Source organism: Jiella pacifica (assembly GCF_010500815.1).
GTDB lineage: Bacteria > Pseudomonadota > Alphaproteobacteria > Rhizobiales > Rhizobiaceae > Jiella > Jiella pacifica.
The window spans coordinates 528,249-541,430 of sequence record NZ_JAAAMG010000001.1 but is presented as its reverse complement, the minus strand read 5'-3'; the positions used below and the strand labels follow the sequence as shown (position 1 = coordinate 541,430).

The window sequence follows — 13,182 nt, the reverse complement described above, 5'->3', positions numbered from 1 at the left end:
GCATCCTGAACGGCATGGGACCGCCGATCGAGCCTGCCGTCCTCGGCAATGCTTGAAATTGCATGTCCCACCCGTGTGAGGATGGGCACCAGGTTTCCCAACCGTCGCCCCGGATCATCGATGCGCTACCGCCCGGAAATCGATGGTCTTCGCGCCGTCGCCGTTCTTCCCGTCATTTTCTTTCACGCCGGCGTCGGCCTATTCGCAGGCGGCTATGTCGGCGTCGACGTGTTCTTCGTCATCAGCGGCTTTCTGATCACCACCATTCTGCTGGACGAACTGCAAGAAGGTCGCTTCAGCCTTCTCGGCTTCTGGGAACGCCGCATTCGACGCATCCTGCCGGCGCTGTTCACCGTGGTGGCGGCCTCGAGCATCGCAGCCGTGATGTTGATGAATCCGGCGGAACTGCAGCGCTATTCGAAGAGCGTTCTCTCCGTCGCCACCTTCTGGTCCAACATCCACTTCTGGGACGAGAGCGGCTATTTCGACACCACCGCCGAACTGAAACCACTGCTCCACACCTGGAGCCTTGCGGTCGAGGAACAGTACTACATCCTCTTTCCGCCGTTTCTCGCGATCATCTGGGCGTTTTGCCGGCGCTGGCTGCTACCGATCCTCATCATCCTGTTCGTCGTCAGCCTGGCGGTCTCGCAATGGACCGTCGACGCCCATCCCGCATTCGCGTTCTTCTGGCTGCCTGCACGCTCGTTCGAACTCGGCGTCGGCGTTTTCGTCGCGCTTTACTTCCAGCGCCGCGATGCGCCGGGAACCCTCGTGGTGCGAGAGTGTCTGAGCATCGCCGGGTTGGGCTTGATCCTGGCCTCGATCTTGCTGTTCGACGACGAGACGCCGTTTCCTGGCCTTTACGCCCTCGTTCCCACCGTCGGGACGGGCCTCGTGATCCTGACGGCGACATCCGGCACGCGGGTTCATCGCCTGCTTTCGGCGCGTCCCCTCGTCGGGATCGGGCTCATCTCCTACAGCGCCTATCTCTGGCACCAGCCGCTGTTTGCCTATGCCCGTATCGCCACGAAGGGCGAAGCCTCGACCTGGACGATAGCCGCTCTGACGATCCCGTGCCTTTGCTTGGCCGCCCTCAGCTGGCGCTTCGTCGAGAAGCCCTTTCGCCGACGTGCCGACATCGGTCGATCGCGGCTCTTCAAGGCTGCAGCCGTGATGACCGCGGCCCTCGTCGCCATCAGCGTCGGCGGCATGACCACCCACGGCTACCGCAATCTCCTGGTGAAGATCCGTCTCAGTCCCGATGACGCGGCTCGGTATCGGATCGTCGAAAAGAGCGTCGCGCCGGATTTCGTCGGCACCATGTTCGACGATGGGGCATGTCGCATCTGGATTGAGGACATGCGTGACCTCCTCTCGGCTCGCGTCGAGAAATGCTTCGAACACGAGCCGCCGCCCATCGTCGTTTTCGGCGACAGCCATGGAATGAACCTCTACGCCGCCGTCGCCAAGAGCAACCTCTCGTCTTTCGTCATCGGCGCCGCGCAGCCCGGCTGCCGTGTTCGGACCGGCCCGGAACCATGCGACCTCGATTCCTTCGGGAGATTTCTCCAGAGCTACGGTCGTCGCATCGGTGCGCTGATCTTTCACCAGTCCGGCTCCTACTTCGTCGAGGACGAGAACGGCGAGTTGTCGGATCAGGCAGCGTTCGATACGGGGCGATACGAGCTGCGACCCGACATCGTCACCGATGTCGCCCGCAACCTCGAGAATCTCGGTAAGCGTTACGGCATCGGGTTCCTGTGGGTCGGCCCCTTCACCGAGTACCGGCGCGATCCTTTGACCGAGGCATTCCGGGGCGGGTCATTGATGCTCAATCCGACCTCGGAGCGGATCTTCGAGAAACTCGATCCCGTCGTCGCCGATATCGCCGAGAAGTTCGGGCGGATCGACTATGTCCCTTTCTCCCACCTGTTCGAGGTGCCGACGGATCTCGTCGAGGGAGAGTGTTTCCTGTTCAGGGATGCCGATCACTTCAGCCGCTGCGGCGAATCGGTGATCGCCCGGTCGGAGTCCTTCCGCCGTTTCCTCGGCAAGCTGATCGACCAAAGCAAGCACCGACAAGGCGCAACGTTCGACGCTGCGAGTGCAACTGATGAGGCACGCGGGCGAGGCGGAGCGGGGAAATCAAGGGGCGCCGGTATCGCGGAGGCGCATTAGGTGCGATCCTTCAATTCCTTCGGCATGAATGCTATCTATCGAGGTGAAGGAGCGGACATTCTCGAAATTCCACCGCATCTGGGTGGGGATGATCAGCACGGGATGAACGCACTCCGGGTCAATTTCGCTTCGGCGCTCGATCGTGATCGCGTTCGAAAATGCCCACGACAAGACATGTCATACGAGAAGGACTGACCATGAGCGGTATCAACGATTGGATCGACAACGAGGTGAAGTCGAACGACGTCGTCGTCTTCATGAAGGGCACGCCGTCCTTCCCGCAATGCGGCTTCTCGGGACAGGTCGTCCAAATCCTCGACTATCTCGGAGTCGCCTACAAGGGTGTCAACGTTCTCACCTCTGACGAGTTGCGTCAGGGGATCAAGAGCTATTCCGAGTGGCCGACGATCCCGCAGCTCTACGTCAAGGGCGAGTTCGTCGGCGGCTGCGACATCATTCGCGAGATGTTTCAGGCTGGCGAGTTGAAGGGCTTCTTCGCCGAAAACGGCGTTGCGACCAGCGAGCCCGCCGCGGCCAACGGCTGACGCGCCGGCGACACTCGACACCGTCTGCTGACCGCTCGACGACGGCTCAGAACGACCGGTTCCATGCTTGGCGGCGCGTCGATTCCTTCGGCCGCCGCCGTTTGTTCGCGCAGATGGCATCAGTCAGCGCCTGCGGTTCAGCGGCGCCATCGGCACCCGGGTCGGAGCAATTAGTGATGCTTCGGTCCTGCGCCGGTGAACGGAGCGTATTCCGGCAATGCGCGGCTGCAGGATGGCCAATGCCGGCATGCATGCTATGTCTGCCCTAGCAATCCTCGCAATTTTGGTCGAGATCGCTCCGGGATCTCCGTTCAGAATGCCCCGCCATCACCTGCGCCGTGCCGCCTCGTCCCGTCCGACGATGGCGGCGACGGCGTTTGCTGCTTTGAAACGCTGAGGTCCGCATGGCTCCGCCTGCACCAAGAAACGAGACCCACGGGTTGCCCTATTGGGAACTCGTCCTGATGGTCGCTTGCCTGATGGCGATGAACGCCGCCGCCATCGACATCTTCATCCCCGCCCTCCAGGACATCGGCAAGGCGCTCGACGTCGGCGACGCCAACCAGCGCCAGTTCGTCATCACCGCCTACCTGCTCGGCTTCGGCCTGGGGCAGATCGCCTATGGGCCGCTCAGCGACCGCTTCGGGCGGCGGCCGCTCCTGCTCTTCGGCATCGCCGTCTACGTCATCGCCGCCGGCATCGCGACCTTCTCCTCCAGTTTCACCATGCTGCTCATCATGCGGCTGATCCAGGGCCTGGGCGCCGCGGCGACACGGGTGATCGCCATTTCCGTCGTCCGCGATTGCTTCGGCGGGCGGCGGATGGCGAGCGTCATGTCGCTGGTGATGATGGTGTTCATGGCCGTTCCGGTGCTCGCGCCGAACATCGGCCAGGGCATCATGCTGTTCGGCTCGTGGCGGGAGATCTTCGTGATCGTCGCGCTGTTCGGCGCCGGCGTCGGCATCTGGTCGGCGCTGCGGCTGCCGGAAACCCTGGCGCCGGAAAACCGGCGCGAACTGACCGGCAAACGCGTCGCCGAGGCGTTCAAGATCGTGCTGTCGAACCGGGTCGCCTTCGGCTACACGATCGCCACGGCGATGATCTTCGGCGTTCTGTTCGGCTTCATCAATCAGGCCGAGCAGATCTATACCGGCGCCTATGGCCTCGGTCCGTATTTCACGCTGGTCTTCTCGGCCACGGCGATCTTCATGGCAATCGCCTCCTTCGCCAACTCACGGCTGGTCGAGCGGTTCGGCATGCGCCGCCTCTCCCACGGCGCGCTCATCGTCTTCATGGCGACCGCAGCGCTTCACCTTCTCGTCGCCTGGCTGTCTGGCGGCGCCGCTCCCCTGTGGTTCTTCATTCCGGTGATGACCTTCAATTTCTGCATCTTCGGCTTCATCGGAACGAACTTCAACGCCCTCGCCATGGATCCGCTCGGCCATGTCGCCGGCACCGCCTCCTCCGTGCTGGGCTTCATGCAAACCTTCGGCGGCGGTCTCATCGGAGCCTTCCTCGGCTATCTCTACGACGGGACGCTCATTCCGCTCATCGCCGGCTTCATCGTTCTGTCGGCCTTGTCGACCCTGTGCGTGTTCCTCGCAGAGGGTCGACTGTTCGACGCCAAATACGACGACGTTACCGGGCCGCAACGCAAGTCTGCCGAGGCCGGCGCCGCCGAGTGAACCGACGACTTCGACGAGGAACGAAAATGGCCGGCAAATTGCCGGCCATTTGCTTTCATACGCCCACGAATGAAACGACCTGTGAGTCGCTCGATGCTGGCGAGGGGGCCCGTGTGCCGCTCGGGCAGACCGGTTCGCGCACGAAAGCGATGCCGCCGCGCGCAAGCCGGTATCAGGCGCGGGGGAACAGGCCCTCGCGCGCCGCATGCCAGCTCTCCTCGCTCCCGGCCGCGATCAGCGTGCCCTCGCGGTCAAGCGGGGTATAGGGCGAGCCGTCGATCTTGCCCACATGGCCACCGGCCTCTTGGGTGATCAACACGCCGGGCAGGTGATCCCAGGGCATCAGCTTGGAATAGATCGCGAACTGCGAACCGCCCGACGCCAGCAGGCGATATTCGTGGCCGGCACAGCGATAGTTGCCGGCGATCTTGACGCCGGAGAGCCGCGGCAGAACCGCCTTTTTCAGCTCGTCCGGGAAATAGGTGTAGCTGATGCAGCCGACCGCCTCCGACAGCGGCACATGCGCGGCCGTCGCAAGCGGAAACTCCTCGCCCGAGGAGAGCCGGCGCCGCGCGCCCGCACCCTTCTCCGCGAGCATGCAATCGTCGCCGAGCGGATCGTAGATCAAGCCCGCAACGGTCTCGCCCCGGCTGACGATCGCCATCATCACCGCGAACAGGGGAACGCCGGCGGCGAAATTCGCCGTGCCGTCGATCGGATCGACGACGACGGCGAGATCGGCCGCGTCGAGCCGGTCCAGCAGCGAAGCGTCCGCCGCGACGGACTCTTCGCCCACGAACAGGGCCTCCGGCAGGAGGCTCCGGCATTCACGCGCGATGAACCGCTCGGCCGCCTCGTCGGCCTCGGTGACGAGATCGGTCGCGGACGTCTTTTCGCGAATGTCGCCGTCGGACAGATTGCGGAAGCGGGGCATGATCTCGGCCTTGGCGGCCTCGCGCAGGAGTTCTGCCAAGCGGGCGACGTCGATGGTGGGTTTCAAGCGTTAGGTCCTTCGGATGTGAGCGACAGGCCGGAAAAATCAAACAGCGCGGGGTCGACGAGATGGCCCGGCCGAACGTTCGACAGGGCGCGCATCATGACGCTCTTGCGTCCGGGATAGCGGGCCTCGATGTCGTCCAGCATCTGCTTGGTGAGATTGCGCTGCAGCCCGTCCTGGCTGCCGCAGAGATCGCAGGGGATGATCGGGAAGCGCATGGCCGTGGCGAAACGTTCCAGATCGCTCTCGGCGGATTGGATGAGCGGCCGCAGGACGAAGAGATCGCCCTCGTCGTTGACGAGCTTTGCCGGCATTGCCGACAGCCGGCCGCCATGCAAGAGGTTCATGAAGAACGTTTCGAGGCAGTCGTCGCGGTGATGACCGAGCACCAGGGCTTCGCAGCCCTCCTCGCGGGCGATGCGGTAGAGATTGCCGCGCCGCAGGCGCGAGCAGAGCGAGCAGTATGTTGCGCCCTGCGGCAGCGTATCTGTGACGATCGAGTAGGTGTCGCGATACTCGATGCGATGGGCGATGCCGTGGGCACTCAGCCACTCGGGCAGGACGTGCTTGGGAAAGTTCGGCTGGCCCTGGTCGAGATTGCAGGCGAGGAGATCGACCGGCAGGAGGCCGCGCCATTTGAGATCGTGCAAGAGGGCGAGCAGGGCGTAGGAATCCTTGCCGCCGGAGATCGCCACGAGCCAGCGCGTGCCCGGCCGGACCATGGCGAAACGGTCGATCGTCTCGCGCATTTCTCGCAAGAGCCGCTTGCGCAGCTTCTTGAAGCCCACCGTCGAGGGAACATCGCGAAACAGCGGATGACCGCCCGCGCTCACCTCGCCGTCGTCGGACACACCATCGGTCGTAGCTCGACCGAAAGCCGTCTTTGCGTCGTCCGCTTCGAGCATGGATCCCCTCGCCGTTTGCGAGGTCGGTTTAGAGGTTCGGTCGAGAAAACAAAAGCTGTTGCTTCGTCGAAATCAATCTCGAGATAATCTGCGAGCGCTCACGAGCTTTCGCGCGGGCGGATGACGTTTGTTGTCCCAGTGCGCAAAGCCCAGCATGGCCAAGGCACCCAAAGGCAGAATCGAGAGAAGAATCAGCTGGGAGAACGTCATCGGTCGAGCTCCTTCAGATTTTGCCTCGCAGCGGAATGTATGATTGCGGAAAGGAGAAGGCAAATCCCTGCTACGGCGACGGAGACCAATATTGCGATGGTCGTCGGGCGCTCGAAGAGCGCTCGTGTGACAGGGGCGAGCGTACCAACGGCGAAAGTGGCGATCGAGATTCCATTCAACCAATTCGATCGCAGTTTGACCTGTTCTTTCCCCGCCTCGCTCAAAGCGGCCGGCTGGGTGTCGTAACCGTCGGACATCGTAAAACCAGTCCTCCGCAATCGGCCCGCCTCAATGCGCAGATTGAAGCGACGTCTGACACGATACAACTACAATATGCTCACGCGCCCGTGCCCGGCACGGACAGCCGCCACGAATATGATGTCGGCCCGGAGCGTGCGACAATCAGCGCGAGGCGCGACATCGTCTCGACCCTGTCGAAGAAACTATGGGGCGCAACGAAAAAGGCCGCCCCGAGAGGACGGCCTTCCATATCGGTTTGAACTCGGTAAAGACCGATCAGCGCGAGTAGAACTCGACAACCAGGTTCGGCTCCATCTGGACGGCGTAGGGCACGTCGTGGAGGCCCGGGACGCGGACGTAGGTGGCGACCATCTTGTGGTGATCGACCTCGATGTAGTCCGGCACGTCACGCTCGGCGAGCTGAGTCGCCTCGATGACGGCGACGTTCTGCTTGGACTTCTCGCGAACCTCGATGACGTCGCCAGGCTTGCAGACGTAGGACTGGATGTTGGTCCGCACGCCGTTGACGTTGACGTGGCCGTGATTGACGAACTGGCGCGCGGCGAACACGGTCGCGACGAACTTCGCCCGGTAGACGATGGCGTCGAGCCGGCTCTCGAGCAGGCCGATCAGGTTCTCGGAGGTGTCGCCCTTGCGGCGGGCGGCCTCGTCGTAGATCTTGTGGAACTGCTTCTCGCGGATGTCGCCGTAATAGCCCTTCAGCTTCTGCTTGGCGCGCAGCTGCACGCCGAAGTCGCTGACCTTGCCCTTGCGGCGCTGGCCATGCTGGCCGGGGCCATACTGGCGGCGATTCACCGGGGACTTCGGCCGCCCCCAGATGTTTTCGCCCATGCGGCGATCGATCTTGTATTTCGCGGATGTGCGCTTGGTCATCGCATTTCCTTTTGGCAACAAACGAAGGCCCATGGATCGCCCACGGACCGGCAAGGAAACGCGCCCTCCTCTCCCCATAAGGGACGACAGAGCAGCATGGGCACAAACCGACGCCGCTCACGGGACACGTTGAAAACCGGCCGGAGCGGTGCTCCAGCCGGCTGGGGCGGTTGTTAAGCGGATGTCAGAACGATGTCAACCGCGCCGCCGGGTCAACATGGCGAGCAAACCTCAGTATTTTGCGATCACCCAGACAGCGTGCACGATGCCTGGGATGTATCCGAACAGCGTGAGAATGATGTTGATCCAGAAATGCTTGCCGAGCCCGACCTGCAGAAAGACACCGAGCGGCGGCAGGAGGATGGCGATGATGATGCGGACGATATCCATGAGCAGGTCTCCGTTGAAAGGATTGTGACCCTAACGTGGTGATGTGACACCCGTTCCGCAGTTTGAAGGCGAAGTGAGCCAAGGTTTGGCCATTTCGACGGTGCACTCTCCTCGCCAAGTGGAATGATATCCCGCCACCCCATTGAACCCATACGAGGAGACTGCCCTTGCCCTTCGTGAACAATCTGCTGCGCTGCGGCGCAGTGGGTGCGACGCTCGCGCTCGCATTCGTGCCGCCCACCGAGGCCGCCACGGACTATCTCTCCCGCTTCGACGGCAGATGGAGAGGCGGCGGCCAGGTGAAGGTCAACCAGCTTCCGGCGCCGGTGGACGTTTCCTGCAACATGTCGGGAGACCGCCGCAGTGCGCAGTCGTTTTCGCTCGGCGGGACCTGCCGCGCGATGCTCCTGATGAGCCGCGAGATCGGCGCGAACATCTCCTTCGATCCCGGTTCCAGGCGCTATTCGGGCACCTATCGCGGCTCGACCAGCGGCCCGGCGACCCTTGCCGGGCGACTGAAGGGCGACACGCTCGACCTGCGGGTCACCTGGTCGAAAAAGATTTATGACGACAACTTCGCCCGGATGCTCATCAAGAACAACGGCCAGGGCGCCTTCACCATGCAGGTGGTGGAGAAGATCGACGGCAAGAACGTCGTCGTGTCCAACTTGGCCTTCAGGGGCCGCTGAGCGGCGGCCCCCTTATGATCAAGCCGCGCTCTGGTGCGACGCGCCGGCGCGAAGCTCCGCCTTGCGCTTCAGGTCCGGCGGCACGGCCTCCCCGGACAAAGCGGCGAGAGCTTCATCGAGCGACAGCGACGTCTGATCCTTCGAGCCGAGCCGGCGGACGTTGACCGTCCGCTCCTCGGCCTCGCGTTTGCCGCAGACCAGCATCACCGGCACCTTGGCGAGCGAGTGCTCGCGGACCTTGTAGTTGATCTTCTCGTTGCGAAGATCGACGCTCGCCCGAAGCCCCGCCTCCTTCAGCGCCGCGACGACCTCCATGGCATAGTCGTCGGCCTCCGAGGTGATGGTGGCGACGACGACCTGCTCGGGCGCGAACCAGAGCGGCATGTGGCCGGCGAAGTTCTCGATCAGGATGCCGAGGAAGCGCTCCATCGAACCGCAGATCGCCCGGTGGATCATCACCGGCTGCCGCTTCTCGGAGTTCTGGTCGATATAGAACGCGCCGAAGCGTTCCGGCAGGTTGAAGTCCACCTGGGTGGTGCCGCACTGCCATTCGCGGCCGATGGCGTCCCTCAGGGTGTATTCGAACTTCGGCCCGTAGAAAGCACCCTCGCCCGGCAGGATGCCGGTCTTGATCTTCCCGCCCGACTTGGCGGCAATCTCTTCCAGCACCTTGGTCATGATCGCCTCGGCCCGGTCCCAGCTTTCGTCGGAGCCGACGCGCTTTTCCGGCCGGGTCGAGAGCTTCACCACGACCTCCTCGAAGCCGAAGTCCTCGTAGACCGAGAGGATCAGGTCGTTGATCCGCAGGCACTCGGCCGCCATCTGCTCTTCGGTGCAGAAGACGTGGGCGTCGTCCTGGGTGAAGCCGCGCACGCGGAGCAGGCCATGCAGTGCGCCGGACGGTTCGTAGCGATGGACATTGCCGAACTCGGCGAGGCGGATCGGCAGTTCGCGGTAGGACTTCAGGCCATGCTTGAAGATCTGCACGTGGCCCGGGCAGTTCATCGGTTTGATCGCGAAGACCCGGTGATCGGCCTCCTCGTCGTCGGGATGGGTGAAGGCGTGGGCGGACTTCACCGCGAACATGTTCTCCTGGTACCAGCCCCAGTGGCCGGAGGTCTCCCACAGCGACTTGTCGAGGATCTGCGGCGCGTTGACCTCGTCATAGACGCCGTCGAGCCGGCGGCGCATGTAGGCAACGAGGGTCTGGAACATCTTCCAGCCCTTGCCGTGCCAGAAGACGACGCCCGGACCCTCCTCCTGGAAGTGGAAGAGATCCATCTCGCGGCCGAGGCGGCGATGATCGCGCTTTTCGGCTTCCTCCAGCATGTGGAGATAGTTCGCCAACTGCTCCTTGGTCGCCCAGGCAGTGCCGTAGATGCGGCTCAGCATCGCATTGTTCGAGTCGCCGCGCCAATAGGCGCCGGCCACCTTCATCAGCTTGAAATTCTCGCCGATATGGCCGGTCGAGACCATGTGCGGCCCGCGGCAGAGATCGAACCACTCACCCTGTGAGTAGATCTTGAGATCCTGCCCCTCGGGGATCGCGTCGACCAGCTCGACCTTGTAGTTTTCGCCCTTGTCGCGAAACACCTGCTTGGCCTTCTCGCGCGACCAGACGTCCTTCTTGAACGGCGCGTTGCGGCGGATGATCTCGGCCATCTTCTTCTCGATGACCGGCAGGTCCTCGGGCGTGAAGGGCTCGTTCTTCGCGAAGTCGTAATAGAAACCGTTCTCGATCACCGGACCGATGGTCACCTGGGTGCCGGGCCAAAGTTCCTGCACGGCTTCGGCCATCACATGCGCCGCGTCGTGCCGGATGAGTTCAAGCGCGCGGGGATCGTCGCGGGTGAGGATTTCGAGGCTTCCGGAATGGCCGACCGGATCGGCCAGATCGCGCACCTCGCCATCGAGGGCATAGGCAATGGCCTTCTTGGCCAGCGACTTGGAGATGCCGGCGGCGATCTCCGCGCCGCTGATCGCGGCGTCGAAGGAGCGTTCGGAACCATCGGGAAATTTGAGGGATATGGCCTCCGCCATCGTCATGTCTCCTTTGAGTCCAGTCCCGCCTACGAGCGCGGGTGGGGGTGTGAATTCGGCACGGCGAGCATCTCGCCGCCGCTGCCCTCCTGGGCATCAAGCCGCGGCGAACGGGAACGGCGCGGCGTTCTTCCAGGCGCGGCAGCGCCCGTCCTATAATCGGCGCGAACCATCCCCTCAAGTAGGAAGCAGACGATGTCGCCGCCAGCCTCGCGCCCGGCCCAGGAATGGACACCGTCGACGCGTATCCGGCCGATCGCCATCGGCCTCTGCGTGGACGTGGGTCACGTCCTGCTGATGGAAGTGCGCCGTGGGGACGGCAAGTTGATCGGCCACAGGCCGCCGGGCGGCGGCATCGAGTTCATGGAGAGCGCCGAAGCAGCCGTCATACGGGAGTTCACCGAAGAACTCGGTTGGCGGATCGTCCAGCCGCGGCTTCTGGAGACCTGCGAAAACCTCTTCGAACACGAGGGCCGACCGGGGCACGAGATCGTCTTCATCTTCGCCGTCGAGCGGCCGCAGGGCACGTCACCACCGAGCGAGGCCGGGCGTTTCGACATCGTCGATGGCGGCATAGACGTCGCGATCCGGTGGATGCCCGTCGAGGAGGCACTGGCCGGGACGCTTTTCCCGCCCGCCCTTGCCAAGCTTCTCGGCGCCCGGACGACAGGTGCGGATCAGGCCTCAGCGCCTATTCCAACTCGTCGGTCGGAGCCTCCGGCACGAATTTCTTGATCGACTCGATCGCCCGGTGCGCCCCGGACTTCGAGGCGTAGCCCTCGGTGGCGAAAATGACTTCGCTGTTGTACTTGAACCGGACGCGGTATTCGCCCGCTTTGTCCTTGTAGACTTCGAATTTATGAGCCATCGTCGTACATCCTCCTCTGCGTAAGAAAAACGTCCGACGAAGCGCGTGAAAAGTCAATCGGTAGAGCCAATCGCCGCTCCGTCAGGCATCCGGCACGTTGTCAATGCCGGATGTTCCAAATGGTCCGCACTTCGCTACCCGCCTCGCCGACAGCCAGCCGCCGCGCCAGAGCCCGTGCCGCGCGATCGCCTCATAGGCATATTCGGAACAGGTCGGGATGTGGCGGCAGTGGCCGCCGACCATCGCCGAAAACGTCAGTTGATAGAGCCGCACGAAGCCAACGCCGAACAGGCGGCCGGGCGTTTTGCGCCAGGGGCCCGAGTAGTTACGAGAGATCTTCGTCGGCATCGATGAGGATCGGTTCGAGTTGTCGCCGCAATTTTGGAACGGACGCCGTGGCAGTCAGCCAAAGCCGTCTGGGGTCGAGCGTGTCGTAGCTGTGCACGAGACGATGGCGCATCGTTGCGGCTTCCACGAACGGGATTTCGGGATGCGCAAAGATGATGTTCGGGAAATCACCGCGCAGTTGGTAGGCCATCTCGCCGACGAGTTCGACCGCCTTGGCGAGGGCCAATTCGTGAATCTCGTCGTCGCGCACGCTTTCCCACGACATTCGGCCACATACTCGCTCGACCCTGACACAGGCCTCATGCAAAGCGGACAGAACCTCGGGTAGTTCCCTGGTCATAGCGACCGGAAATCTCGCTCTATCCGCCGCAAGACGCGCGGCGAAAACTCGCCGTCGAGGCGAACGTCGATCCGGGCTCCGGTCCCTGCGGCGAGATCGAGCTCAAGCCTGGCAAGTTGGAAATAGTCGAGAGGATCATGCCCCTCCACGATGATGTCCAGATCGCTCGCCTCCGTATCCTCGCCGCGTGCAACCGAGCCGAAGATGCGCGGATTGCTGACCGGATAGCGCGACAAGATTTCGCGGATCGTCTCGCGATGCTTTTCGAGGGCTTCCGACGGTTTCATCTTCTTTCGCTTCCCGTTTCAGAGAGGTCCCGCCATGGCTTCGTGCGTCGCGGCAACCCTCAGGCCGCCTCGCCGCGCCTTTGCGCCTCGATCTTGTCCAGCGCCTCGACGACCGCGTCGAAGGTTAGCATGGTCGAGGCATGGCGGGCCTTGTAGTCCCGCACCGGCTCGAGATACTTCAGACCCTCGAAGCGCCCGGCCGGCGGCGCGCCGTTCTCCTTCAGCATCGCGCGCATCGCCTCGCGCACCTGGCGCAGTTCCTCGGGCGTTGCGCCGACGACGTGGCGGGCCATCACGGAGGACGAGGCCTGTCCGAGCGCGCAGGCCTTCACCTCATGGGCAAAATCGGCCACCCGCCCGTCCTCGACTTTCAGATCGACGGTGACGGTCGAGCCGCACAGCCTGGAATGCGCCGTCGCGCTCGCATCGGGCTCGGCAAGCCGTCCAATTCGCGGAATGTTGCCGGCAAATTCGAGAATTCTGGCATTATAGACGTCGTCGATCACGGTATTTTTCCCTGGCCGGGGTTTTTGCTTCTCGCCCTGTCAAAGGCGCGTCTCGCA

16 protein-coding genes are annotated in these 13,182 nt (G+C 63.2%); 5 read left to right on the top strand and 11 right to left on the bottom strand.

Annotated elements, in window-relative coordinates; all coding sequences use genetic code 11:
* The first annotated feature begins 120 nt into the window (after window positions 1-120).
* From GTK09_RS02475 to GTK09_RS02465, 3 genes are all read left to right on the top strand, one after another.
* Window positions 121-2,181, top strand: coding sequence for an acyltransferase family protein (locus GTK09_RS02475; RefSeq protein WP_163460871.1), 2,061 nt, complete (start codon window positions 121-123; stop codon window positions 2,179-2,181).
* Window positions 2,182-2,378: 197 nt separating this feature from the next.
* Window positions 2,379-2,726 (top strand): Grx4 family monothiol glutaredoxin, encoded by a 348-nt coding sequence (gene grxD, locus GTK09_RS02470; RefSeq protein ID WP_163460870.1) that lies wholly within the window; start codon window positions 2,379-2,381, stop codon window positions 2,724-2,726.
* Between the two features lie 404 nt (window positions 2,727-3,130).
* The gene (locus GTK09_RS02465; RefSeq protein WP_163460869.1) at window positions 3,131-4,411 is read left to right on the top strand and encodes a multidrug effflux MFS transporter; all 1,281 of its coding nucleotides are present in this window, start codon (window positions 3,131-3,133) and stop codon (window positions 4,409-4,411) included.
* Between the two features lie 172 nt (window positions 4,412-4,583).
* On the opposite strand, the gene GTK09_RS02460 is transcribed toward GTK09_RS02465, so the two are convergent.
* The 5 genes from GTK09_RS02460 to GTK09_RS02440 form a co-directional block, all read right to left on the bottom strand.
* Window positions 4,584-5,411, bottom strand: a complete 828-nt coding sequence (locus GTK09_RS02460) for an inositol monophosphatase family protein (protein ID WP_163460868.1) — start codon at window positions 5,409-5,411, stop codon at window positions 4,584-4,586.
* Window positions 5,408-6,313, bottom strand: coding sequence for a tRNA 2-thiocytidine(32) synthetase TtcA (gene ttcA, locus GTK09_RS02455; RefSeq protein WP_163460867.1), 906 nt, complete (start codon window positions 6,311-6,313; stop codon window positions 5,408-5,410). The genes GTK09_RS02460 and ttcA overlap by 4 nt, the downstream gene beginning before the upstream one ends.
* A 206-nt stretch (window positions 6,314-6,519) precedes the next feature.
* On the bottom strand, window positions 6,520-6,780 hold the full coding sequence (locus tag GTK09_RS02450; RefSeq protein WP_163460866.1) for a hypothetical protein: 261 nt from the start codon (window positions 6,778-6,780) through the stop codon (window positions 6,520-6,522).
* A gap of 259 nt (window positions 6,781-7,039) precedes the next feature.
* Window positions 7,040-7,657, bottom strand: a complete 618-nt coding sequence (gene rpsD, locus GTK09_RS02445; protein WP_163460865.1) for a 30S ribosomal protein S4 — start codon at window positions 7,655-7,657, stop codon at window positions 7,040-7,042.
* Between the two features lie 231 nt (window positions 7,658-7,888).
* Complete coding sequence (locus tag GTK09_RS02440; protein ID WP_163460864.1) at window positions 7,889-8,047, bottom strand: YqaE/Pmp3 family membrane protein; 159 nt, start codon at window positions 8,045-8,047, stop codon at window positions 7,889-7,891.
* Between the two features lie 167 nt (window positions 8,048-8,214).
* Here GTK09_RS02440 and GTK09_RS02435 point away from each other — a divergent pair, with 167 nt between their 5' ends.
* Window positions 8,215-8,736, top strand: coding sequence for a hypothetical protein (locus GTK09_RS02435; protein WP_163460863.1), 522 nt, complete (start codon window positions 8,215-8,217; stop codon window positions 8,734-8,736).
* A gap of 18 nt (window positions 8,737-8,754) precedes the next feature.
* Here GTK09_RS02435 and thrS read toward each other — a convergent pair whose 3' ends face one another.
* Window positions 8,755-10,776 carry a threonine--tRNA ligase gene (gene thrS / locus GTK09_RS02430; RefSeq protein ID WP_163460862.1) on the bottom strand — a complete coding sequence of 674 codons (2,022 nt, stop codon included), beginning with the start codon at window positions 10,774-10,776 and terminating at the stop codon, window positions 8,755-8,757.
* 195 nt (window positions 10,777-10,971) lie between these two features.
* On the opposite strand from thrS, the gene GTK09_RS02425 reads away from it, so the two are divergent.
* Window positions 10,972-11,511 carry an NUDIX hydrolase gene (locus GTK09_RS02425; RefSeq protein ID WP_163460861.1) on the top strand — a complete coding sequence of 180 codons (540 nt, stop codon included), beginning with the start codon at window positions 10,972-10,974 and terminating at the stop codon, window positions 11,509-11,511.
* Here GTK09_RS02425 and GTK09_RS02420 read toward each other — a convergent pair.
* The 5 genes from GTK09_RS02420 to GTK09_RS02400 all read right to left on the bottom strand — a co-directional run bounded on the left by GTK09_RS02420 (window position 11,468) and on the right by GTK09_RS02400 (window position 13,125).
* Window positions 11,468-11,644, bottom strand: a complete 177-nt coding sequence (locus GTK09_RS02420; RefSeq protein WP_163460860.1) for a YegP family protein — start codon at window positions 11,642-11,644, stop codon at window positions 11,468-11,470. The genes GTK09_RS02425 and GTK09_RS02420 overlap by 44 nt on opposite strands.
* Window positions 11,645-11,725: 81 nt before the next feature.
* Window positions 11,726-11,992: a membrane protein insertion efficiency factor YidD gene (gene yidD / locus GTK09_RS02415; RefSeq protein ID WP_163460859.1), complete on the bottom strand. Its 267-nt coding sequence runs from the start codon at window positions 11,990-11,992 to the stop codon at window positions 11,726-11,728.
* Complete coding sequence (locus tag GTK09_RS02410) at window positions 11,970-12,242, bottom strand: HepT-like ribonuclease domain-containing protein (RefSeq protein ID WP_312869561.1); 273 nt, start codon at window positions 12,240-12,242, stop codon at window positions 11,970-11,972. The genes yidD and GTK09_RS02410 overlap by 23 nt, the downstream gene beginning before the upstream one ends.
* Before the next feature lie 86 nt (window positions 12,243-12,328).
* On the bottom strand, window positions 12,329-12,619 hold the full coding sequence (locus GTK09_RS02405; RefSeq protein WP_163460857.1) for a nucleotidyltransferase family protein: 291 nt from the start codon (window positions 12,617-12,619) through the stop codon (window positions 12,329-12,331).
* Between the two features lie 59 nt (window positions 12,620-12,678).
* Window positions 12,679-13,125: an iron-sulfur cluster assembly scaffold protein gene (locus GTK09_RS02400; RefSeq protein WP_163460856.1), complete on the bottom strand. Its 447-nt coding sequence runs from the start codon at window positions 13,123-13,125 to the stop codon at window positions 12,679-12,681.
* Window positions 13,126-13,182: the final 57 nt, after the last annotated feature.

What these genes read in the sequence shown, in the direction of transcription:
- GTK09_RS02440 (WP_163460864.1), bottom strand. Translation starts at nt 8,047, where the DNA reads ATGGATATCGTCCGCATCATCATCGCCATCCTCCTGCCGCCGCTCGGT.
- GTK09_RS02475 (WP_163460871.1), top strand. Translation starts at nt 121, where the DNA reads ATGCGCTACCGCCCGGAAATCGATGGTCTTCGCGCCGTCGCCGTTCTT.
- yidD (WP_163460859.1), bottom strand. Translation starts at nt 11,992, where the DNA reads ATGCCGACGAAGATCTCTCGTAACTACTCGGGCCCCTGGCGCAAAACG.
- rpsD (WP_163460865.1), bottom strand. Translation starts at nt 7,657, where the DNA reads ATGACCAAGCGCACATCCGCGAAATACAAGATCGATCGCCGCATGGGC.
- GTK09_RS02425 (WP_163460861.1), top strand. Translation starts at nt 10,972, where the DNA reads ATGTCGCCGCCAGCCTCGCGCCCGGCCCAGGAATGGACACCGTCGACG.
- GTK09_RS02450 (WP_163460866.1), bottom strand. Translation starts at nt 6,780, where the DNA reads ATGTCCGACGGTTACGACACCCAGCCGGCCGCTTTGAGCGAGGCGGGG.
- GTK09_RS02405 (WP_163460857.1), bottom strand. Translation starts at nt 12,619, where the DNA reads ATGAAACCGTCGGAAGCCCTCGAAAAGCATCGCGAGACGATCCGCGAA.
- grxD (WP_163460870.1), top strand. Translation starts at nt 2,379, where the DNA reads ATGAGCGGTATCAACGATTGGATCGACAACGAGGTGAAGTCGAACGAC.
- thrS (WP_163460862.1), bottom strand. Translation starts at nt 10,776, where the DNA reads ATGGCGGAGGCCATATCCCTCAAATTTCCCGATGGTTCCGAACGCTCC.
- GTK09_RS02420 (WP_163460860.1), bottom strand. Translation starts at nt 11,644, where the DNA reads ATGGCTCATAAATTCGAAGTCTACAAGGACAAAGCGGGCGAATACCGC.
- GTK09_RS02465 (WP_163460869.1), top strand. Translation starts at nt 3,131, where the DNA reads ATGGCTCCGCCTGCACCAAGAAACGAGACCCACGGGTTGCCCTATTGG.
- ttcA (WP_163460867.1), bottom strand. Translation starts at nt 6,313, where the DNA reads ATGCTCGAAGCGGACGACGCAAAGACGGCTTTCGGTCGAGCTACGACC.